The organism is Diaphorobacter sp. LR2014-1 (assembly GCF_002916785.1).
Lineage (GTDB): Bacteria > Pseudomonadota > Gammaproteobacteria > Burkholderiales > Burkholderiaceae_C > Diaphorobacter > Diaphorobacter nitroreducens.
The window spans coordinates 1-20,822 of sequence record NZ_MTBE01000004.1 but is presented as its reverse complement, the minus strand read 5'-3'; the positions used below and the strand labels follow the sequence as shown (position 1 = coordinate 20,822).

General features: G+C 62.4%; 28 protein-coding genes and 2 pseudogenes. 19 read left to right on the top strand and 11 right to left on the bottom strand.

The annotated features are described in order from the left end of the window. Positions 1-74 precede the first annotated feature (74 nt). Both BV908_RS04855 and BV908_RS04850 read left to right on the top strand, forming a co-directional pair. Positions 75-596 (top strand): GNAT family N-acetyltransferase, encoded by a 522-nt coding sequence (locus BV908_RS04855; protein ID WP_088886181.1) that lies wholly within the window; start codon positions 75-77, stop codon positions 594-596. 22 nt (positions 597-618) lie between these two features. Further along, positions 619-1,065: an NINE protein gene (locus BV908_RS04850; protein ID WP_103737381.1), complete on the top strand. Its 447-nt coding sequence runs from the start codon at positions 619-621 to the stop codon at positions 1,063-1,065. A 141-nt stretch (positions 1,066-1,206) separates the two neighbouring features. Here the strand turns inward: BV908_RS04850 and BV908_RS04845 are convergent, their stop codons facing one another. The 9 genes and pseudogenes from BV908_RS04845 to BV908_RS04805 all read right to left on the bottom strand — a co-directional run bounded on the left by BV908_RS04845 (position 1,207) and on the right by BV908_RS04805 (position 9,823). Further along, on the bottom strand, positions 1,207-2,217 hold the full coding sequence (locus BV908_RS04845; protein ID WP_011806476.1) for an inorganic phosphate transporter: 1,011 nt from the start codon (positions 2,215-2,217) through the stop codon (positions 1,207-1,209). Between the two features lie 59 nt (positions 2,218-2,276). After that, positions 2,277-2,924, bottom strand: coding sequence for a DUF47 domain-containing protein (locus BV908_RS04840; RefSeq protein ID WP_103737380.1), 648 nt, complete (start codon positions 2,922-2,924; stop codon positions 2,277-2,279). Positions 2,925-3,095: 171 nt separating this feature from the next. After that, the gene (locus BV908_RS04835) at positions 3,096-3,458 is read right to left on the bottom strand and encodes a DMT family protein (protein WP_011806478.1); all 363 of its coding nucleotides are present in this window, start codon (positions 3,456-3,458) and stop codon (positions 3,096-3,098) included. Between the two features lie 119 nt (positions 3,459-3,577). Continuing rightward, positions 3,578-4,306, bottom strand: coding sequence for an ABC transporter ATP-binding protein (locus BV908_RS04830; RefSeq protein ID WP_011806479.1), 729 nt, complete (start codon positions 4,304-4,306; stop codon positions 3,578-3,580). 12 nt (positions 4,307-4,318) lie between these two features. Beyond that, a complete protein-coding gene (locus tag BV908_RS04825) occupies positions 4,319-5,101 on the bottom strand; it encodes an ABC transporter ATP-binding protein (RefSeq protein WP_011806480.1) in 783 nt (260 codons plus the stop codon). Positions 5,102-5,122: 21 nt separating this feature from the next. Next, positions 5,123-6,199, bottom strand: a complete 1,077-nt coding sequence (locus BV908_RS04820; RefSeq protein WP_047349897.1) for an ABC transporter ATP-binding protein — start codon at positions 6,197-6,199, stop codon at positions 5,123-5,125. A gap of 13 nt (positions 6,200-6,212) precedes the next feature. Next, positions 6,213-7,142 (bottom strand): annotated as a pseudogene (locus BV908_RS04815) (branched-chain amino acid ABC transporter permease). A 357-nt stretch (positions 7,143-7,499) separates the two neighbouring features. After that, entirely contained in the window at positions 7,500-8,828 is a 1,329-nt protein-coding gene (locus BV908_RS04810) for a replication-associated recombination protein A (RefSeq protein ID WP_103737379.1), read from the bottom strand. Next, positions 8,825-9,823, bottom strand: a complete 999-nt coding sequence (locus BV908_RS04805) for an integron integrase (protein WP_015914043.1) — start codon at positions 9,821-9,823, stop codon at positions 8,825-8,827. The genes BV908_RS04810 and BV908_RS04805 overlap by 4 nt, the downstream gene beginning before the upstream one ends. A 45-nt stretch (positions 9,824-9,868) precedes the next feature. Here BV908_RS04805 and BV908_RS04800 point away from each other — a divergent pair, with 45 nt between their 5' ends. From BV908_RS04800 to BV908_RS04725, 17 genes and pseudogenes are all read left to right on the top strand, one after another. After that, entirely contained in the window at positions 9,869-10,204 is a 336-nt protein-coding gene (locus BV908_RS04800; protein ID WP_348639060.1) for a DUF1010 domain-containing protein, read from the top strand. A gap of 16 nt (positions 10,205-10,220) precedes the next feature. Beyond that, positions 10,221-10,466, top strand: a complete 246-nt coding sequence (locus BV908_RS04795; protein WP_011806488.1) for a DUF1010 domain-containing protein — start codon at positions 10,221-10,223, stop codon at positions 10,464-10,466. Between the two features lie 16 nt (positions 10,467-10,482). Next, the gene (locus BV908_RS04790) at positions 10,483-10,728 is read left to right on the top strand and encodes a DUF1010 domain-containing protein (RefSeq protein ID WP_103737377.1); all 246 of its coding nucleotides are present in this window, start codon (positions 10,483-10,485) and stop codon (positions 10,726-10,728) included. A 27-nt stretch (positions 10,729-10,755) separates the two neighbouring features. Then, the gene (locus tag BV908_RS04785) at positions 10,756-11,025 is read left to right on the top strand and encodes a hypothetical protein (RefSeq protein WP_210433993.1); all 270 of its coding nucleotides are present in this window, start codon (positions 10,756-10,758) and stop codon (positions 11,023-11,025) included. Positions 11,026-11,102: 77 nt separating this feature from the next. Beyond that, the gene (locus BV908_RS04780; RefSeq protein ID WP_103737376.1) at positions 11,103-11,834 is read left to right on the top strand and encodes a hypothetical protein; all 732 of its coding nucleotides are present in this window, start codon (positions 11,103-11,105) and stop codon (positions 11,832-11,834) included. Positions 11,835-12,313: 479 nt separating this feature from the next. After that, positions 12,314-12,559: a DUF1010 domain-containing protein gene (locus tag BV908_RS04775; protein ID WP_103737375.1), complete on the top strand. Its 246-nt coding sequence runs from the start codon at positions 12,314-12,316 to the stop codon at positions 12,557-12,559. Between the two features lie 16 nt (positions 12,560-12,575). Then, a complete protein-coding gene (locus BV908_RS04770) occupies positions 12,576-12,818 on the top strand; it encodes a DUF1010 domain-containing protein (RefSeq protein WP_103737374.1) in 243 nt (80 codons plus the stop codon). Positions 12,819-12,834: 16 nt separating this feature from the next. Continuing rightward, entirely contained in the window at positions 12,835-13,080 is a 246-nt protein-coding gene (locus tag BV908_RS04765) for a DUF1010 domain-containing protein (protein WP_103737373.1), read from the top strand. A gap of 18 nt (positions 13,081-13,098) precedes the next feature. Continuing rightward, a complete protein-coding gene (locus BV908_RS04760) occupies positions 13,099-13,344 on the top strand; it encodes a DUF1010 domain-containing protein (protein ID WP_103737372.1) in 246 nt (81 codons plus the stop codon). 9 nt (positions 13,345-13,353) lie between these two features. Beyond that, positions 13,354-14,100 (top strand): class I SAM-dependent methyltransferase, encoded by a 747-nt coding sequence (locus BV908_RS04755; RefSeq protein WP_103737371.1) that lies wholly within the window; start codon positions 13,354-13,356, stop codon positions 14,098-14,100. Positions 14,101-14,161: 61 nt separating this feature from the next. Then, positions 14,162-14,410: a DUF1010 domain-containing protein gene (locus BV908_RS04750; RefSeq protein WP_103737370.1), complete on the top strand. Its 249-nt coding sequence runs from the start codon at positions 14,162-14,164 to the stop codon at positions 14,408-14,410. Positions 14,411-14,434: 24 nt separating this feature from the next. Then, positions 14,435-14,671: a hypothetical protein gene (locus tag BV908_RS22050; RefSeq protein WP_146052198.1), complete on the top strand. Its 237-nt coding sequence runs from the start codon at positions 14,435-14,437 to the stop codon at positions 14,669-14,671. A 999-nt stretch (positions 14,672-15,670) separates the two neighbouring features. Then, positions 15,671-16,054, top strand: coding sequence for a GNAT family N-acetyltransferase (locus BV908_RS04745; protein WP_103737369.1), 384 nt, complete (start codon positions 15,671-15,673; stop codon positions 16,052-16,054). Between the two features lie 84 nt (positions 16,055-16,138). Then, positions 16,139-16,549, top strand: a complete 411-nt coding sequence (locus BV908_RS04740; RefSeq protein ID WP_103737368.1) for an ester cyclase — start codon at positions 16,139-16,141, stop codon at positions 16,547-16,549. Between the two features lie 101 nt (positions 16,550-16,650). Beyond that, on the top strand, positions 16,651-17,319 hold the full coding sequence (locus BV908_RS04735) for a class I SAM-dependent methyltransferase (protein ID WP_103737367.1): 669 nt from the start codon (positions 16,651-16,653) through the stop codon (positions 17,317-17,319). Between the two features lie 229 nt (positions 17,320-17,548). Then, entirely contained in the window at positions 17,549-17,938 is a 390-nt protein-coding gene (locus tag BV908_RS04730) for a DUF488 family protein (RefSeq protein WP_015914045.1), read from the top strand. Then, positions 17,938-18,414: pseudogene (locus tag BV908_RS04725) on the top strand (uracil-DNA glycosylase family protein); the annotation flags it as partial. The gene BV908_RS04730 and the pseudogene BV908_RS04725, both read left to right, overlap by 1 nt. 182 nt (positions 18,415-18,596) lie before the next feature. Here BV908_RS04725 and istB read toward each other — a convergent pair. Further along, complete coding sequence (gene istB / locus BV908_RS04720) at positions 18,597-19,334, bottom strand: IS21-like element helper ATPase IstB (RefSeq protein ID WP_011805003.1); 738 nt, start codon at positions 19,332-19,334, stop codon at positions 18,597-18,599. A gap of 36 nt (positions 19,335-19,370) precedes the next feature. Continuing rightward, positions 19,371-20,822 (bottom strand): IS21 family transposase (istA, locus tag BV908_RS04715; protein WP_103737366.1); only part of this gene is annotated, 1,452 nt, incomplete at its 5' end.

The window sequence follows — 20,822 nt, the reverse complement described above, 5'->3', positions numbered from 1 at the left end:
TTGAGACACGCGACTTGGCCACCCGGCCAGCGACACGCTGCAAAGTCCGCGATTATATCCACAACACAAAAAAGATGCCCCTCATCCGCGCCAGCCGGGACGAAGACGTCGCCGCCATCACCGCCATCTACACCCACCATGTGCTGCACGGCACGGGCACCTTCGAGATCGACCCGCCCACGGCGCAGGACATGGCGGCGCGGCGCGCGGATGTGCTGGCCAAGGGCCTGCCCTACCTGGTAGCCGAAGAAGCGGGCCAGGTCCTGGGCTTTGCCTACTGCAACTGGTTCAAGCCCCGCCCGGCCTACCGTTTCTCGGCCGAGGATTCGATCTATGTCGCCGACGCGGCACGCGGCCGGGGCCTGGGACGGCAGTTGCTGGAGGCCCTCGCCATGCAGGCCGAGGCCGCCGGCGTACGCAAGCTGCTGGCAGTGATCGGCGACTCGGCCAATGCGGGCTCCATCGGCGTGCACCGGGCCGCAGGTTTCACCGACGTGGGCGTGATGCGCTCCGTGGGCTGGAAGTTCGGCGCCTGGCGCGACATCGTGCTCATGGAAAAGCCCCTGGGGGCGGGCGATACCACCGCCCCCGAATGAAGGCGCGCCAATAATCGCGGCCATGAAGAACAAGACTGTTGCCGCGTGGCTGGCGTTCCTGGGCGGCCCGCTGGGGTTGCACCGCTTTTACCTGCACGGACTGGGCGACTGGATCGGCTGGCTGCTGCCGATCCCCACGGCCCTGGGCGTGTACGGCATCCAGCGCGTGCAGCAATGGGGGCAGGACGACCAACTGAGCTGGATGCTGATTCCGCTGCTGGGATTCACGATCGCAGGCTGCGCACTGCGCGCGATCCTCTACGGTCTGATGACGCCCGAGCGGTGGAACGCGCGCTTCAACCCCGCTGCGGCGCCCGACGCCGCGCCGGGGCGGACGCACTGGTTCACGGTGTTTGCCATTGCGACCTCGCTGCTGGTGGGCACGGCCGTGCTGATGGCCAGCATTGCCTTCAGTTTCCAGCGCTACTTTGAATACCAGATCGAGGAAGCGCGCAAGATTTCACAATGAAATCAGGATCCAGCGCTTGATAGGCAAGCGCGAGCAGCTACTCAAACGATAGCAAAATCACTCCAGCCTGGCAGATCGCGGGCGCCGCGCACTGCGGCATAGAACTGGCGTCCACCGGCTCCGCCGCCCCCGCAAAGGTCGTCAATAGAGCTGCAGGCTCACCCAATAGGCGATCGCCGCCACGAAGGCGCTGGCGGGGATGGTCAGGATCCACGCCCAGACAATGTTGCCGGCCACACCCCATCGCACGGCGCTGGCGCGCTGGGTGGAACCCACGCCCACGATCGCGCCCGTGATGGTGTGGGTGGTGGACACGGGGATGCCCAGCGCAGTGGCGATGAACAGCGTCATCGCGCCGCCGGTCTCGGCGCAGAAGCCCCCCACGGGCTTGAGCTTGGTGATTTTCTGGCCCATGGTCTTCACGATGCGCCAGCCGCCGAACATGGTGCCCATGCCGATGGCCGCGTAGCACGAGATGATGACCCACATGGGGGGCGAAGCATCGCCCGCCGAGGCGTAGCCCGTGGCGATCAGCAGCAGCCAGATGATGCCGATGGTCTTTTGCGCGTCGTTGCCGCCGTGGCCCAGGCTGTAGGCCCCGGCGGAGACGAGCTGCAGCCGGCGGAACCACTTGTCCACGCGGTTCGGACTGGTGCGACGGAAGACCCAGGCCACGATCAGCATCATCAACGAGCCCAGCAGGAAACCCAGCATGGGCGACACGAAGATAAAGGCCACGGTCTTGAAAATGCCGCTGGCCACCAGTGCGCCCGCGCCGGTCTTGGCGATCACCGCGCCCACGATGCCGCCGATCAGTGCATGCGATGAGCTGCTGGGGATGCCGTAGTACCAGGTGATGACGTTCCAGGTGATGGCCCCCACCAGCGCGCCGAAGATCACGTGGGTGTCCACCACGCTCGGGTCCACGATGCCCTTGCCGATGGTGGCCGCCACGCTCAGGTGGAACACGAAGATGGCGACGAAGTTGAAGAAGGCCGCGAAGACCACGGCCTGCGTGGGCTTGAGCACGCCCGTGGAGACCACGGTGGCAATGGAGTTGGCGGCGTCGTGGAACCCGTTCATGAAGTCGAACACGATGGCGAGCGCCACGAGCACGACCACGATCCACAGGGCGGTTTGTACTGTTTCCATGCTGGGAATGAGGGTGCGAGCCCTGCCAGGGATGCGAAGCGCAGGCCTGCGGCCGCGCCTCAGGAGTTCTCGAGGATGATGCCCTCGATGAGGTTGGCCACGTCTTCGCAGCGGTCGGTGATGGTCTCCAGCAGCTCGTAGATGGCCTTGAGCTTGATGACCTCGCGCACGTCCGGCTCCTCGCGGAACAGCTTGCTCATGGCGCTGCGCAGCACGCGGTCGGCGTCGCCCTCCAGGCGGTCGATTTCCTCGCAGGTCTTGAGCGCGGCCTCGGCCACGGCCGGATCGGCAATGCGCGACAGCAGCTTCACCGCGTCCTGCACGCGCTCGCAGCACTTGAGGCTGAGGTCCGTCAGGCGGGTGATCTCGTCCGTCATGTGGTGGATGTCGTACAGCGCCATGGGCTCGGCCGAGTCCTGGATCAGGTCGGCCACGTCGTCCATGGTGTTGATCAGCGAGTGGATCTGCTCACGGTCGATGGGCGTGATGAAGGTCTTGTGCAGCGTGCGGTTGACCTCGTGCGTCACGCGGTCGGCGGCGCGCTCGGCGTTGTCCACGTCCTGGTTGTACTGGTCGCGCAGGTGGGTGTCGCTGTAGTTCGCCACCAGTTGCGAGAACGCCCGCGCGGCCTCGACGATGCGGTCTGCATGCTGGTTGAACATCTCGAAAAAATTGCCCTCGCGGGGCAACAGCTTTCCAAACAACATGCCGACTCCTGATCGAACCTTCTGGCGGTATATGTGACGCAGAGATGACCAAGACGTGACAAATCTGCGAAAACCGCGAGTTTAACCGGCGCCAGACAGCCGCCCGGCGCACCAGGTCAAAGCGGATGCGCAGAGACCCGCGCCCCCGGCAGGGCCGGGGCGGCTCGGCTCCTACGCGCTGCGGAAGATGAAGTACACCGCCCCGACGAGGCACAAACCCGCCCAGAGGTAGTCCCATTTGAGCGGCTCGTTCAGGTAGAACACGGCGAAGGGCACGAACACCGTCAGCGTGATCACCTCCTGCATGATCTTGAGCTGCCCCACGCTGAACTGCGTATGCCCAATGCGGTTGGCCGGCACCTGCAACAGGTATTCGAACAGGGCGATGCCCCAGCTCACCAGCGCCGCCACGTACCACGGGGCGGTGGCCAGGTTCTTCAGGTGGCCGTACCAGGCCATGGTCATGAAGATGTTGCTGGCAACCAGCAGCAGGATGGTCTGGAGGGGGATGGGCAGGGATTGCAGGGCGTGCATGGCGCGGCGGATTTTACAAGCCAAATCACACTCTAGCGCATATCCATCAAGCGCTGGTAGCTATAAAAAACAAAGCACCGCCGCAGCGGTGCCTGTTCCAGCGGCCAGCGGCCGCCCTTTCACTCACCCAGGTAGGCGGCGCGCACGCGCGGATCGCTGAGCAGATCCCGTCCCCCGCCGGCCATGGTGATCAGGCCCGACTCCATCACGTAGCCGCGGTCGGCAATCGCCAGCGCGCGGCTGGCGTTCTGCTCCACCAGCACGATGGTCACGCCCAGGGCATACACGTCGCGCACCACCTCGAAGATCTTGTCCACCATGATGGGCGACAGGCCCATGGAGGGCTCGTCCAGCAGCAGCACCTTGGGCTGGCTCATCAGCGCGCGGCCCATGGCCAGCATCTGCTGCTCGCCTCCGGACATGGTGCCCGCCAGCTGGTCCTTGCGCTCGCGCAGGCGCGGGAAGATGGTGAACATCTTTTCGATGTCGGCGGCAATCCCCGCCTTGTCGTCGCGCGTGTAGGCGCCCATGAGCAGGTTCTCGGTGATGGTCATGCGCGCGAACACGCCGCGCCCCTCGGGCACCATCACCAGCCCCTGCTTGACCAGGTCCCACGCGCCCTTGCCCTTGATGCTCTGGCCCAGGTACTCGATGTCGCCATCGTTCATGCCCAGCGTGCCGGTGATGGCCTTCATGGTGGTGGTCTTGCCCGCCCCGTTGGAGCCGATCAATGTGACCAGCTCGCCCTCGCGCACCTCGAAGTCCACCCCCTTGACGGCCTGGATGCCGCCGTAGGCCACCTTCAGGCCCTTGACCTGCAATAGAACTTTGTTGGATTTTTCGGCCATGTCTTGCGTCCTTCAGTGCCCGCCGGTGCCCAGATAGGCCTCGATCACTTTTTCGTTCTTCTGCACGTCGGCAGGGGTTCCCTCGGCAATCTGCTTGCCGTAGTCCAGCACCGTGACACGGTCGCACAGGCCCATGACCAGCTTCACGTCGTGCTCGATGAGCAAGATGGTGCGGTTGTCGTTGCGGATGCGGTCGATCAGCTCGCGCAGTTGCACCTTCTCGGTGGCGTTCATGCCGGCGGCGGGTTCGTCCAGCGCGATCAGTTGCGGATCGGTGGCCAGGGCGCGCGCGATCTCCAGGCGGCGCTGGTCGCCGTACGACAGCGTGCGCGCCTTGAAATCGGCGTACTTGCCGATGCCCACGTAGTCCAGCAGCTCCTGCGCGCGCTTGGCGATGGCCGCCTCCTCCTCCTTGAAGCTCTTGGTGCGGAAGATGGCCCCGAAGAGCCCGGAATGCGTGCGGATGTGCCGCCCCACCATCACGTTCTCCAGCGCCGTCATGTCGGCGAACAGCCGGATGTTCTGAAAGGTGCGCGCAATGCCCGCCTTGGCCACCAGGTGCACAGCGCGGGGCTCGTAGGGCTGGCCCGCGAGTTCAAAACTGCCCGCATCGGGCGTGTACAGGCCGGTGATGACGTTGAAGAACGTCGTCTTGCCCGCGCCATTGGGGCCGATCAGGCCATAGACCTGGCCGCGCTGGATGGTGATGCCCACGTCGGACAACGCCTGCAGGCCGCCAAAACGCTTGGAGATGCCCGCGACCTTCAGCACCACTTCTTTCGATGTATCTGCCATGTTGTTGCTCTACCGGTGGTGTCAGGACTTCTGCGCAAGGCTCTTGCCATGCTCGGGCGCGGGCCACAGGCCCCGCGGGCGCAGCAGCATCACGATGATCATGGCCAAGGCGATCAACAGTTGGCGCAGGATGGACGAGTCCAGCCGCCCGTCGGTCATCGCCTGCAGCGGGCCGGCCACATAGCGCAGCACCTCGGGCAGCGCGGACAGCAGCACGGCACCCAGGATCACGCCGGGAATGTGGCCGATGCCGCCCAGCACCACCATGGCAACGATCATCACCGACTCCATCAGGCTGAACGACTCGGGCGAGACGAATCCCTGGAACGCCGCGAACATGGCGCCGGCCACACCGCCGAACGAAGCGCCCATGCCAAAGGCCAGCAGCTTCATGTTGCGGGTATTGATGCCCATGGCCTTGGCGGCGATTTCGTCCTCACGGATGGCCATCCACGCGCGCCCAATGCGCGAATCCTGCAGGCGATAGCACACCAAAATGGTGACCAGCACCAGGAACAGGAACAGGTAGTAGTACAGCGTGACGGAGTTGATGTCGTAGCCGAACAGCTCCAGCCGCTTGCCCAGATCCAGCCCGAAGATCTTCACCGAATCGATCTGCCCCAGGCCCTTGGGGCCGTTGGTGATGTTGACCGGGTGGTCCAGGTTGTTCATGAAGATGCGGATGATTTCGCCAAAGCCCAGCGTCACGATGGCCAGGTAGTCGCCGCGCAGCTTGAGCACCGGTATGCCCAGCAGCACGCCGGTGCACGCCGCCAGCACCAGGGCTAGCGGGATCACCATCCACAGCGACATGTGCAGCCCGTCGGGGAAATTGGCGGCAAACCAGGCGAAGTTCTCCGTCAGGTGCGGCGAGGCCAGCAGGCCGAACATGTAGGCACCGACGGCATAGAACGCCACGTAGCCCAGGTCGAGCAGGCCAGCGTAGCCCACCACGATGTTCAGGCCCAGCGCCAGCATCACGTACAGCAGGGCCAAATCGGCGATGCGCACCCATGCGTTGCCGAAGTACTGCAGCACCAGGGGCAGAACCAGCAGCGCAATGCCGCCCAGGATCCATTGGATCTTGTGGTTTTTCATGGTCGTTGGCTCCTCAGGCGCGGTCGGCCACACGCTCACCCAGCAGGCCCGAGGGGCGCAGCGTCAGGATGATGATGAGCACGATAAAGGCGAAGATGTCGGTGTAGTGGCTGCCCAGCACGCCCCCGGTGAGGGTGCCGATGTAGCCGGAGCCGATGGCCTCGATGAGCCCCAGCAGAAGTCCGCCCACCACGGCGCCAGCCAGGTTGCCGATGCCGCCGAACACCGCCGCGGTGAACGCCTTCAGCCCCGGCAAGAAGCCCATGGTGTGCTGCGCCGTGCCGTAGTTGGAGGCCCACATGATGCCGGCGATGGCGGCCAGCACCGCGCCGATGATGAAGGTGGCCGAGATCACCATGTCGGGCTTCACGCCCATGAGCGCGGCCACGCGCGGGTTCTCTGCCGTGGCGCGCATGGCGCGGCCCAGCCGTGTGTAGTTGACCAGGTAGACCATGGAAGCCAGCGCCACCACCGTCACGCCCAGGATCAGCACCTGGGTGGTGGTGATCACCGCGCCGCCCACTTGGAACGGCTGGGTGGGCAGCAGCGTGGGGTACGGTTTCTAGTTGGGCTTCCAGATGATCATCGCCAGCGTCTGCAGCAGGATCGACATGCCGATGGCGGTGATCAAGGGGGCCAGGCGCGGGCTGTTGCGCAGCGGCCGGTAGGCGACTTTTTCGATGGCGAAATTGAGTACCGCCGCCACCACGCAGGCGATCAGCGTGGCCAGCAGCAGAATGAGCCAGCCGGGCGCGCCCGGCATGGCCTCCTGCATGAGGCCGATGCAGCTCCAGCTGGTCAGCGCGCCGACCATGAGCACTTCCCCGTGCGCGAAGTTGATGAGCTGGATGATGCCGTACACCATGGTGTAGCCCAAGGCTATCAAGGCGTACATGCTGCCCAGAACCAGACCATTGATGATCTGCTGCAGCAAGATGTCCATATGTTGAGTCCTTTGTATCGACTATTGACGTGCACACCAGCCAAGCACCGCGAATCGATGCAGCCTTGTGGGCCCGTTCGCCATCTAGCAAAAAACCCGCCAGGCAAGGGTCTGCGCGGGTTTGTGAAGAAATTGTAGTCAGAGGAAACACGCCGTCCCTACCACGTTTGGACGGGGTTTTCCCTTGATTGGAGGGCCCATCAGGCGGGTGCCGCGCGCATTAGAAATATTGATGATTGCGACGCGATCAGGGAATGCGCTTATTCCCAACGGGTCATGGATTGGGCTGAACAATGCCGTGCAACGGGACCGTGGTCGGCCCGCCGCTAGCCCCTCACACAAGAAGCCACTCGAAGCCTAGGCGTCTGGGGGCACGTCGTCGGGGCCACGCTGCGCTGCCGCATTGCGCGCGCGCAGTTCATCGAGCTTCTGGCCGATCTTGATCTCCAGCCCGCGCGGCACCGGTGCGTAAAAGCCCGGCGGATCCATGCCATCGGGCAGGTAGTTCTCGCCCGCGGCAAAGCCGCCCTCTTCGTCGTGCGCGTAGCGATAGTCCTTGCCGTAGTCCAACTGCTTCATGAGTTGGGTGGGCGCATTGCGCAGGTGCAGCGGCACGGGGCGCGTGCCGTCCTGCTTCACGAAGGCGCGGGCCTTGTTGTAGGCCATGTAGCCCGCATTGCTCTTGGGCGCCACGGCGAGGTAGATCACGGCCTGCGCCAGCGCGAGCTCGCCCTCAGGGCTGCCCAGGCGTTCGTAGGTCTGCGCAGCGTCGTGCGCGATCTGCATGGCGCGCGGATCGGCCAGACCGATGTCCTCCCAGGCCATGCGCACGATGCGCCGCGCCATGTAGCGGGGGTCCGCCCCGCCGTCGAGCATGCGCACCAGCCAGTACAGCGCAGCATCAGGATCGGAGCCGCGCACCGACTTGTGCAGCGCGCTGATGGTGTCGTAGAACTGTTCGCCACCCTTGTCGTAGCGGCGCATGCGCTCGCCCAGCACCTGCAGCAGCCAGGCGTCTTCGATGCGCTCGATGCCCGCCTGGCTTGCGGTGACCTCCAGGGTTTCCAGCGTGTTGAGCAGGCGCCTCGCATCCCCGTCGGCATAGGCGATGAGGCGCTCCAGCGCTGCATTTTCAATAGCTGGTAGCGCTTGCAGCGCCTGGGCCTTGGCCACAATTTGCTTCAAGTCGTCGCTGCCCAGAGGCTGCAGCACATAGACCGCGGCACGCGACAGCAGGGCCGAGTTGACCTCGAACGAAGGGTTCTCGGTGGTCGCCCCCACGAAAGTGAACAGGCCGCTTTCCACATGCGGCAAGAACGCGTCCTGCTGGCTCTTGTTGAAGCGGTGCACCTCGTCCACGAAGACGATGGTGCGCTGCTGCATCAGCCCGTCGCGTGCGCTCTCGGCCAGCTGCACGGCATCGCGGATGTCCTTTACGCCGCCCAGCACGGCGCTGATGCTGATGAACTGCGCATCGAACGCCTCGGCCATCAGGCGCGCAATCGTGGTCTTGCCCACGCCGGGCGGCCCCCACAGGATGCAACTGTGCGGGCGGCCCGATTCAAACGCCAGCCGCAGCGGCATGCCCGGCCCCAGCACATGCTGCTGGCCAATGACCTCGGCCAGCGAACGCGGACGCAGGCGTTCGGCCAAGGGCTGGTGGGCCAGCGGGGAAGCGCGACTCATAGCGTATCGAGCGGGCTCAACACCCCGCGCCCGCCCTTGTTCAAGACATGGGTGTAGATCATGGTGGTACTCACATCCTTGTGACCCAGCAACTCCTGCACGGTGCGGATGTCGTAACCTGCCTGCAGCATGTGGGTGGCAAAAGAATGCCGCAGCACATGCGGTGTGCAGGGCTTGTCGATGCCCGCGCGGCGCGCTGCCAGCGCCACGGCCTTCTGCACCGACTGCTCCAGCAGGTGATGGCGCCGCTGCACGCCCGAGCGCGGGTCCACCGAACGCACCGCGCTGGGGAATACGTACTGCCATCCCCAGGCCGTGGCTGCATTCGCGTACTTCACGGCCAACGCATCAGGCAACCATACGGCACCAAGACCCGCATCCAAGTCCTTGCGGTGCAGCGCACGGGCGCGCTCCATCTGCTCGCGCAACGGTGTGATCAGATTCTCGGGCAGGACGGTCACACGATCCTTGTTCCCCTTGCCTTCGCGCACGATCAGTTCACGCCGTTCGAACTCCACATCCTTCACGCGCAGGCGCAGTGCCTCCAGAATGCGCATCCCCGTGCCGTACAGCAGCGAGGCAACCAGCCACTGCGTGCCCTGCAGGTGCATCAGCAGCTCGCGCACCTCGCGCTGCGTCAACACCACCGGCAGGCGGCGCGCCTTGCGGGCCGAAACAATCTCATCCAGCCAGGGCAAGTCTTGCTGCAGCACCTCTTTGTAGAGAAACAAAATGGCGGCCTTGGCTTGGTTCTGCGTAGAGGCGGACACATTGCGCTCAACAGCCAGGTGGGTCAGAAAAGCGGTGACCTCCGGTGCCCCCATCTCGCGCGGATGGCGCTTGTCATGGAACAAGATAAAACGGCGCGCCCAATCCACGTAAGCCTGCTCGGTGCGAATGGAATAGTGCAGCACCCGGATGCGCTCGCGCATCGACTCCAGCAGCCGGGGCGGCTGTCGCACGGCGGGTGGGCGTGAAACGGAAGGCGCATCCATCCGTGAAATTTTAGGCGGTCTAAATTACCGCTGCCATGGGCGTTTATGGAGAGGCTTGACAGCCTGCTTGACTTAGGCCGCGGCCGGTCGATAGCATGCAGAGATCTAATTCTAGTTAGTCCCATCACCCGCTCTATGCGCGCAGCCACTTATTTCAGCGCTCCGCCCTGTTCCAAAGGCTTTCTAGTCTTTTGGGCCTCCAGCGCTTGCCAGCCAAGCGCCACCAGCTATCATTCTTGCAGTGCTGCGCCGCTTCCGTGGCCCAGCGCTTTTTCGTGGGCTGCGCCCTTCTTCAAGGCAGGGCGTTCCCTTTTGGCCTTCGGGTCTAACTCTGCGCTCAAGCCGACCCGCCTACGGCGGGCGGCTTATCTGGGCTGTTAGTCCCATCACCCGCTCTATGCGCGCAGCCACTTATTTCAGCGCTCGGCCCTGTTCCAAAGGCTTTCTAGCCTTTTTGGCCTCCAGCGCTTGCCAGCCAAGCGCCACCAGCTATCATTCTTGCAGCGCTGCGCCGCTTCCGTGGCCCAGCGGTTTTTCTTGGGCTGCGCACGTCGTCAAGGCTGGGCGCTCCCTTTTGGCCTTCGGGTCTAACTCTGCAGTCAAGCGGACTGGCCTACGGCCAGCCGCTTACTTTGGCCGTTAGTCCCATCACCCGCTCTATGCGCGCAGCCACCCGTTCCAGCGCTCCGCCCTGTTCCAAAGGCTTTCAAGCCTTTTGGGCCTCCAGCGCTTGTGCAGCAAGCGCCACGAGCTATCATGCTTGCAGCGCTGCGCCGCTTTCGTGGCCCAGCTCTTTTTCGTGGGCTACGCCCTTCTTCAAGGCAGGGCGTTCCCTTTTGGCCTTCGGGTCTAACTTTGCGGTCAAGCGGACCCGCATTCTGCGGGCCGCTTACCTTGGCCGTTAGGCAGCACACATGAAGGGGAGACGCACCGTGAAAAGAATTACCCGCTGGACCGCCACTGCAGCGCTGCTCGTCGTTGCATCCACCGTTAGTGCAGCTACGGAATACGAGATTGAGGTCTCGCACGACGACGAGCTTTTCATTATCAATGGCGAGAAGTACGAGGCAAAAACTTACTGCTTCAACATGGAAGAAGGTGATCGAGTCATCTTTCTGGAGGGCAGTCCGTACGGCGCATGCGCTTCGGCAAAAATCCTAAACCTGCGCACAAAGAAGGTCTGTGAGGTTTGGTGTGAGTGATGCTGCCTAACAATTCGTCCAAGCCGACGCCGCTTCGCGGCGCGGCTTAACTCAGGTGTTAGCCTGCTGAGGAAACAATGGAGCACTGGGGACCATTTCTACAAACCCTCCTTTGGGTCGGCCTAATCGGCGGCATCGCCTGGCGGTTTCATAAGCCCATCCAGCTGCTCTTGGAGGCTTTGACGGAGAGGATCAAGTCTGGCAGTGACGTGACTGCCGGACCGTTCTCAGTCAAGGCAATGCAGTCCTTATCGGTTCCCGAGCAAGCTGCCAGGGCGAACCAAGAAATTGAGGAGGCGAACGCCCTTGCTAACTCGCCGGCACTTCCGGCGCCTGATGACGAGCCCGTTCCCGCTTCCCCAACGGCTGTACCTCCGCAGGCTACTCCGACGCCCACGCCGCAGTTTCGCGCTCAGTACTTCCAGGCAGAGGATCTTGCACTCCGTGCCGTGCAGGCAGAGTTCGGCCAGCCGATCAGCCGGCAGGTTTCAGCAGGACCAAATCAGCATTTTGATGGCGCGTTCGTCCACAACAACAGAATGAACATTGTTGAGGTCAAGTACGTCGCAAAACCTCCGCCGAGAGCGCTTCTACAGCAAGTGCTGCATCGCGCCCAATCTTACGTGCTCGGCAACAATCTCAAGAGCGTTAACCTGATCCTCGTTGCCGTGGTCGATCGAACATCAGACGTCGAAGCAACCCAGAAGCGATTCATGGCTGTAGCCGATGAAGCAGCAATTCCCACAGTGGTTCGCGTCTACGCGCTTAGTGAGCTGCAGGCCAAGTTCGGCATCGTGGACGCAGGCTAACAATTCATTCAAGCCGACGCCGCTTCGCGGCGCGGCTTAACTCAGGTGTTAGGGCGCTTAAAAGCTTTGCTTCCGCTGCTGCAAAGCAATTGAACTCCTGTTGTTCTGCCCGCAGTCGGTAGGAATTGAGTTTCGGTCGCGCGCTCGTCATTTCACGCGGCAGCAGGGCTCTTGAGGGTTCTCGCGGCATTGCTGCTGCGCTCTCGGTGTTCTTTGAGTTCTCGGGTTGCGCTCGTGGGCTGTGGCGGCTTTCCCGCACCAGACCATCTCGCTTCGCCAGGCTGATTCACGCGGGATCTTCGCTGCGCGCTCGGGCTGTCTTGCTCGCCACGCCACAAGCAACTTCGGGTAGGATCGGCGTGTGCGCTCTCGCGCTCGGGTGTCAGCGCTTCGGCAGGCTTGGCGCCCTAACAAATCGTCCAAGCCGACGCCGCTTCGCGGCGCGGCTTAACTCAGGTGTTAGTCCCATCACCCGTTTTATGCGCGCAGTCACTTGCTCCAGCGCTCGGCCCTGTTCCAAAGGCTTTCAAGCCTTTTTGGCCTCCAGCGCTTTTGCAGCAAGCGCTACCAGCTATCATTCTTGCAGCGCTGCGCCGCTTTCATGGGCCAGCGCTTTTTCGTGGGCTGCGCCCGTGTCCAAGTCCGGGCGCTCCCTTTTGGCCTTCGGGTCTAACCCGGCGTTCAAGCCGACCCGCCTACGGCGGGCGGCTTACCTTGGCCGTTAGTCCCATCACCCGTTTCATGCGCGCACCCACCTGTTCCAGCGCTCGGCCCTGTTCCAAAGGCTTTCAAGCCTTTTGGGCCTCCAGCGCTTGTACAGCAAGCGCCACCAGCTATCCTTCTTGCAGCGCTGCGCCGCTTTCGTGGCCCAGTGGTTTTTCTTGGGCCGCGCACATCTTCAAGGCTGGGCGCTCCCTTTTGGCCTTCGGGTCTAACTCTGCGGTCAAGCGGACGGCTTCGCCGCCGCTTACCTTGGTTCGTTAGTCCCATCACCCGTTTCATGCGCGCAGCCACCCGTTCCAGCGCTCTGCCCTGTTCCAAAGGCTTTCAAGCCTTTTGGGCCTCCAGCGCTTGTGCAGCAAGCGCCACCAGCTATCCTTCTTGCAGCGCTGCTCCGCTTTCGTGGCCCAGCGCTTTTTCTTGGGCTGCGCACGTCTTCAAGGCTGGGCGCTCCCTTTTGGCCTTCGGGTCTAACTCTGCGGTCAAGCGGACCCGCATTCTGCGGGCCGCTTACCTTGGCCGTTAGTCCCATCACCCCCTCTTTATGCGCGCAGCCACTTGTTCCAGCGCTTGGCCCTGCTCCAAAGGCTTTCAAGCCTTTTTGGCCTCCAGCGCCTTTGTAGCAAGCGCCACCAGCTATCATTCTTGCAGCGCTGCGCCGCTCTCGTGGCCCAGCGCTTTTTCGTGGGCTGCGCCCTGGTCCAAGTCCGGGCGCTCCCTTTTGGCCTTCGGGTCTAACCCTGCGTTCAAGCCGACCCGCCTACGGCGGGCGGCTTACCTTGGCCGTTAGTTTTCATTTATGGCCTACTCAGACATCACGTTCAAAGACAAAAACCCGATAAAACGTTGGCTTCAGTCGCGCAGGCTTGTCGTTGCCTCTCGCATTGCCGATAGAAGTCTCAATCCACAATGCGTCCTTGATTTTGGTGCTGGAAATGGCGAGTTATGCAAACTCATTGCTTTGCAATTCCCAAAGGCGAAGATAGTATGCTACGAGCCAACTTCCTCCCTGATGGCCGAAGCAAAGGACAATTTGGCAGACTTACCACAGGTCAGTTTCTGTAGTGATTTAGAAAAAATGACTGAAGGTTCAGTTGATCTCATTTTCTGTCTTGAAGTCTTTGAACATCTCCCAAAAGCAGAAACACAAGACGCCCTATGGCAATTCAATAGACTACTGAGCAGCAAAGGCAAAGCAGTTATCGGTGTTCCTGTAGAAGTTGGGATTCCAGCCCTATACAAAGGGATTTTTCGCATGACACGCCGTTTTGGTGCATTCGATGCTTCAATCAAAAATATTTTGCTCGCTGCGCTGTATTCTCCACCGAAAGACCGTCCAGTGGCGGCAATAGCACCTGGTTTTGCCTTTCACTACGAACACATGGGTTTTGATTATCGTAAGTTACAAGCACTTGTGCAAGCGCAGTTCAGGTTGCAGCAAGTTATTACGAGTCCGTTTTCTATTTTCGGGCCATGGCTTAATCCGGAGGTAAATTTTCTCGTGCAGAAAGTTACCCCGACGGTCAACTCGGACGCTGCGCGATAAAGCCGCGCAGCGCCGGTTACATCAGCTTTAGCCTGCTTTTTATTCCTGCTCATTTCAGCCCATGAATATTCAAACGCCATTTACCCTCGCAAGCGTTTATCCGCTGGGTGTTTGGCGTTCGCTCGGGCTTCGCCTGCGTGGGTTGCGCCAGTTTCAAGCCTTTTTGGCCTCTATCCCTTGTGCAGCAAGCGCAAGCAGCTATTGTTTTCGTAGTCCGTGGCCTGTGCGGTCACTTTCGTTTTTGCGCTTTGGGTCTAACCCGGCGCTCAAGCCGACCCGCATGCTGCGGGCGGCTTACCTAGTCCGTTAGGCTCAAATGCGACGAGAAGCGAAAATGGTAGGTGCATTCGTTCTGGCGCTTGGGATTTTTGCCCTCGTGGTAAGTGCCAACCTTCTGCTTGGCGGTGCGGCGCAGAGCGGTGGGCTTAGCTGTAAGTCCATTTGCGGTTTGACTTTATTGGTCACGCAGTTCTTTGGTGCTCGCGCTGGTGGGCTTTTGGGCAGCCTGCTATGGCTATTGGTCGGCATCGTTTTTACTTTCGCCGGATATCGGGTGTTTAGTGGCCGTTAACACACCTAACCCGGCGGTCAAGCGGATCCGCCTACGGCGGCCCGCTTACCTAGTCCGTTAGTCCGTACATGGCATCAATTACCGCTCTGGCCTGTATTGCCGTCGCTGTTGGACTGGTTGCGTCCGCAATGGCTGGCAGGTCTAGTCGAGGTAGCGATGGCTGTCTGTTGGTGATTGCATTTGCTTTTGGATCAGTCTTTTTGGGGGCGGTTCTCTTCTTCGGAGCCAGCTTGTCGTATGTGTTTTGTGAACGTACTCTTAAGTTATGTGAGCCAACCTCTGATACCGATATCTGGAGCGTTTCGTATCCTCTGCTGGCCATCCCGCTCTTCTGGGTCACCATGCTTGTTGCAAAAAGTGTTGGAAAAGCTGAAACATCAGAGGTGTTAGCAGAGAATGCTCTTCCGGACACCGACGCAATATTTCAAGCACTATCTAGCTATCGCAGTGGCAGTCCAGTGGATACGCGATGCCGAACATGCGGGGGCACTCTCACAGTCAAACCAGTCATGCGGAAACCTGACAATGGCGCCGGTGCTCTCAGAGTAACTTGCGAATGCGGTCAATCTAATGGCACCTACAGGTTCACCGCAAAGAATGCCTAACTGGTTGTTCAACAGGACGTCAACCAGCTTCGCTGATAGTCGCCTGTTAGCGCGGGCGTTAGTCCCGCCAATATCCAGCTCATTCAAGTCCATGAATATCCAAGCCCCATTCACCTTCGCAAGCGCTTTTGCGCTGGGTGTTTGGCGTTGCATCGGGCTTCGCCTTTTTTCTTGCCGGGGCCTGGCGCGTGGTTTTGTGGTCTTTTTGACCTCAGGTTCTTATCCCACCTGCGCCAGCAGCTCTTGTTTTCCTAGCGCGTTGCCTGTGCTGCCACGCACCTTTTCACCCGATGTGTCTAACCCAGCGGTCAAGCGGATCCGCCTTCGGCGGCCCGCTTACCTAGTCCGTTAGAAAGCTCAGGTTGCTTATGTCCCGCGTTGCAATCCTGCTCTCTTGGTTGCTCACGGCTTCGGTGATCTGGATCAAGACCTTTGGAAGAACAAGATTCGCGGAATCAATCCGTTTGTTGCAGAGATTGACGGTAAGCCTGTTGGCTACGCCGATGTTCAAGAAAACGGGTACATCGATCACTTCTTTGTCTCAGGTCGGCATCCTCGCCAAGACATTGGAAAGGCGCTGATGGCAGTGCTTGAGTCTGAAGCAAGACAACTCGGGGTCGCAGAACTCACATCTGACGTCAGTCGCACTGCCCAGCCGTTCTTTCACCGCTTCGGGTTCGAGGTCGTCGAGCAGCGAACACCTGTCATCCGTGGCGTCGCAGTCCCGAATGCATTGATGCGCAAGGTTCTCAAGGGGTCGCATGCATCTGCGGCCTAACCCCTCAGTCATGGGGACGTCTTGCGCATTCGTGCAAGCCGCCCTTACCTCGAACGTTAGAGATCACGCAATTTCAGCACTGCCATGAATACTTCCTCTGCAAACAAACAAATCGTCGCGCGCTTCAATCGCGAGGTCATTGAGCAAGGCGACATGCACGCATTCAACGAACTGGTGGCCTCCGACTTCGTCAACCACACTGCACCACCAGATACGCCCAAAGGGCCCGATGGCTTCGCTGCATTCTTTACAGACATCCTTCGTCCAGCCCTTCCTGATCTGACCGTCGAGTTGCACGATCAAATCGCCGAAGGAGACAAGGTCGTAACTCGGAAGACGATTTCCGGTACTCACCAAGGCGTGTTCCTCGGAGTCCCTCCCACGGGGCGCCGCATCACCATCCGCGTGACTGACATCGTTCGTATAAAGAATGGCCAGTACGTTGAGCACTGGGGCAACGCCGATCTTCATGGGGCTATTGCCCAGATGAAGTAGCAGCCGTGCCAAGTGAGCTCTAAGCCTCAATGGAGAGAACGTCACCCGGCAAACCGGGCGCCGCCTTTCATCGCCAACGTAGGCCGCCTCAATACCCGCATATGACCACCAACGCTGACCCGCACAACATTGCTGATTACGCGCAAAACACGTGTCGCCTCGTTCCTGGGCTATTGGACATGCGGCGTATGGCTGCGCTGCTGCTTGCAGAACATACGCCATTCAACGGCAGAGTTCTTGTTGTGGGCGCAGGCGGTGGTTTAGAGCTCAAGTGTTTTGCCGAAGCCCAGCCAGGCTGGCACTTCGAAGGCGTCGACCCCTCTTCGGAGATGCTTCAGCTGGCCCGATCAACCCTTGGCGAACTGATGTCACGCATCCGACTGCACGAGGGTTATGTTGATGTTGCGCCCCAAGATCCCTTCGACGCCGCATCCTGTCTTCAGACACTGCATTTCACATCAGCACCAGAGCGGCTGAGAACGTTGCAAGAGATCCACCGGCGTTTGAAACCAGGAGCGCCGCTGGTTGTCATGCATCTGAGCTTTGATCAAGAGCCCGAATTACGAAACGCCTGGCTTTCCCGCTACGCAGCATTTACGACCTCTTCGGGCGTAGACCCTGCGAAGGCTCAGCTGGTGCGAGCAATAGGTGAGCGGCTGGAAATCCTGTCGCCGATGCAGGACGAAGAACTGATGCGCAAAGCCGGCTTCAAGCGCGTTTCCTTGTTCTACGCCGCTTTTACGTTCCGCGGGTGGGTAGCGTATGCCTAACAATTGGCATGGCTGGGGCTGCCTGACCAATTGGACAAGCCGACGCCGGCAAACTCCGCTTGCGGGTGACCTCCGTGCTTCGCAGTCCGGCGCGGCTTGCCGCGAGTGTTAGACGTTGGTTCGTGGCAGCAGTCGCGTGCATGCGCTACGCTAGCATGCGTTGCCGCCACTGTGCAGCGCGGCTGAGTTCAGGTGTTAGCTCTTCCTGTCGCCCGTATCTGTACCCACCATGCCCATCCGCATCGTCCGCCTCGGCACTCCCCGCGCACGCGACGAAGGCACGCGCATCGGCACCGTGCGCCGCCCGCCGCGCGGAGTGCCCAAGGAGCAGTTCGCGGCGCAGGACTGGTATGACGTGTGGTACCCCAACCTCTCGCCCAGCCCCGAGACCGTCAAGCGCGCCCAGGCCGCGCAGACGCCCAAGGAATGGGCCGCCTTCACCCAGCAGTTCCGCCAGGAGATGGCCACGCCGGAGAACCGCCACACCATCGCGCTGCTGGCCGCGCTGTCGCAGCACAACAATTTCTCGGTGGGCTGCTACTGCGAGGACGAGGCGCGCTGCCACCGCTCGGTGTTGCGCGCGCTGCTGTCCGAAGCCGGCGCACGCATTGCGGACTGATGGCGAAGCCACCGCGCAACGAATTGCCGGGTCATGCATTGCCGCGCAACGGACTGCCGCGCGACGAAACACGCCGCGACGAGCCGCTGGATGCGTTGCTGCGCCGCGTGCGCGCCTGCACGATCTGCGCGCCCTACCTGCCGCTGGGCCCACGCCCCGTGCTGCAGGCCGATGCACGCGCGCGCCTGCTGATCGTGGGGCAGGCACCGGGGCGCAAGGTGCATGCCTCGGGCATCCCCTTTGATGACGCGAGCGGCGAGCGCCTGCGCACGTGGCTGGGGCTGACGCGGGAGACGTTCTATGACCCGGCGCGCGTGGCCATCGTGCCGATGGGCTTTTGCTATCCGGGCCGTGGCGCCTCGGGCGATGCACCGCCCCGCCCCGAATGCGCCCCCGCGTGGCGCGTGCCGCTGCTGGCACGGCTGCCGAACATCGCGCTGACCGTGGCCGTGGGCCAATACGCGCTGGCCTGGCATCTGGCCGCCTGCCGTGGCCGGCCGCTGGGTGCGCATTCCACTGATGGCGGACAGTGATTCCATTTCCATCGCGGACAGCGTTCCAGGCGATGGCGGACACGTTGCGCGGGTGTCCTGAGTGACGCTCAAATCGTAGCCGAAGTGTCCGCCATCAGCGTGGAATGGCGGTCGGCGCGGCCGGCTCAGACGGCCTTGGTGAGCTTGCGCATCGACTCGCCCTTGAGGGCTATCTTGTGCGAGCCGTGCACGATGCGGTCCAGGATGGCGTCGGCCAGCGTGGGCTCGTCCAGCCAGGCGTGCCAGGCCGTCACCGGCAACTGGCTGGTGATGAGCGTCGAGCGCGTGCCCACCCGGTCGTCCAGCAATTCCAGCAGGTCGTTTCGCTCGTGCGCGGCAATCGGCGCGATGCCGAAGTCGTCCAGGATGAGCAGGTCCAGCCGCGCCAGTTGCGCCAGCCGTTTGCCCAGGCTGCCATCGCCGTGGGCCACGTGCAGCTCCTGCAGCAGCCGTGGCGCGCGGGTGTAGAGCACCGAGAAGCCCAGGCGCGCGGCCTGCTGCCCCAGTGCGCAGGCGAGCCACGTCTTGCCGCACCCGGTGGCGCCGGTGAGCAGCACGTTGTGGCCATGGCGCAGCCAGTCCCCGCCGGCCAGGCTGGTGATGACCTCTCGGCTCAGGCCCCGGCTGGCGCGCCAGTCGATGTCCTCCAGGCAGGCACTGGAGACCTTCAGGCGGGCCGCCTTCAACAGGCGCTCCAGGCGCTTGCTGTCACGCCAGTCCACCTCGCGCTGCACCAGCAGCGCCAGGCGTTGTTCAAAGGGCAGCTCGCTGGCCGTGATGTGGGTGGCCGCGTCGCTGAGGGCGGCCACCATGCCGTCCAGGCGCAGGGCGCGCAGTTGGTTCAAGGTCTGTTCGTTGAGCATGGTTCTTCCTTGTTAGGTTTGCTTGCACGTTGGAGTTCAGTGGTAGTAGCCCGGCCCGCGCACGTTCTCGTGCAGCGGCAGGCTCGCCTGTGCGGCCATCGGCGCATCCAGCGGCCGCTGGTCCAGGCCGCAGCCCAGGATGGAGGCGATGCTCTTGTAGGACGGTGAGCGAATCGACTGCGCCCGCGCACAGGCGGCCTCCAGCCGGTCAGCCCCGTACTCACGGCCCAGGCGCATGAGGCCCAGACAGGAGCGGTAACCCTGCTCGGGATGCTGGCGGTGCTCCATCTGCCAGCGCACCACGGCGGCGGTGGCCGCGCCCACGCGCTCACCCCAGGCGATGAGCTTGGCCGGCGTCCACTGCAGGTGCGCCCGGTGCGAGGCCGGCATGTGCTCGGGCGTGGTGGTGTGTGCACCCCGTCGGGGATTGAGGGCGTGGGCGGCCACGCGTTTGCTGCCGTGCAGGACTTCGAGCGTGCCGGCCGTGATGCGCAACTCCACCGGCTCACCCACCAGGGCGTGGGGCACCGAGTAGTAGTGGCCATCGAGCTCAACGTGGTAATCGATGTTGACGCGGGCGGGTTTGAAGCGCGCGATGGGCATGCGCACCGGCGGCAGGGGGCGCAGGGCTGGCCGGTCGAGTTCGGCGAAGGCGCTAGTGCGGTTGCCCGGCAGCTTCTTGAACGCGCGCTGGTTCAAGTCCACCAGCAAGGCGGCAATCGCCCGGTTGAGCTCGGCCAGGCTGAAGAAGGTCTGGTGGCGCAGCCTGGCCAGAATCCAGCGCTCGACCACCTGCACAGCGACCTCCACCTTGGGTTTGTCGCGTGGCTTGGCCGGGCGCGCGGGCATCACGGCCAGGCTGTAGTGCGCACAGAGCTCTTCGAGCAGGCGGTGCGCGGTGGGCTCGTAACGGTCGGGTCGGGCCATGAGGGCGCGCGGCTGGTCAGGCACCAGCAGGCGGGGCACGCCGCCGATGAACTCCAGCGCGCTAATGATGCTGGCCACCCAGTCGGTGGCCTTCTGGCTGGCGGTGGCGCAGGCGTAGGTGTAGTTCGATGCGCCCAGCACGGCCACGAAGACCTGGGCCTGGCGTATCTCGCCAGTGTCAGCATCCACCACGGGAACGGTCTGGCCGGCGTAGTCCACAAAGAGCTTGTCACCGCCCGTGTGGGTCTGGCGCATGGAGCGCTGCAGGCGCCGGGCCCAGGCCTTGTACTTCTCGCAGAAGGCGCTGTACTTGTACGCCTGCCCGCTGTGCTGTTGCTGGTATTCCTCCCAAAGCAACTGCAGCGTCACGCCAGGTCGGCGCAGTTCGCGGTGGATGTGGGCGTGGTCGGGTTCAAGGTGCCGGGACTCGCGCGCCACGGGTGGCTTGTAGAGCCGGGCCTGGAGTTCGTCGTCGTTCAGGCTCTGGGCCAGTGCCCAGTCCACGCCGGCCACGCGCGCGTAGCTGGCTATCTCGCTGACAGTGGATTTGGAGATGCCGAG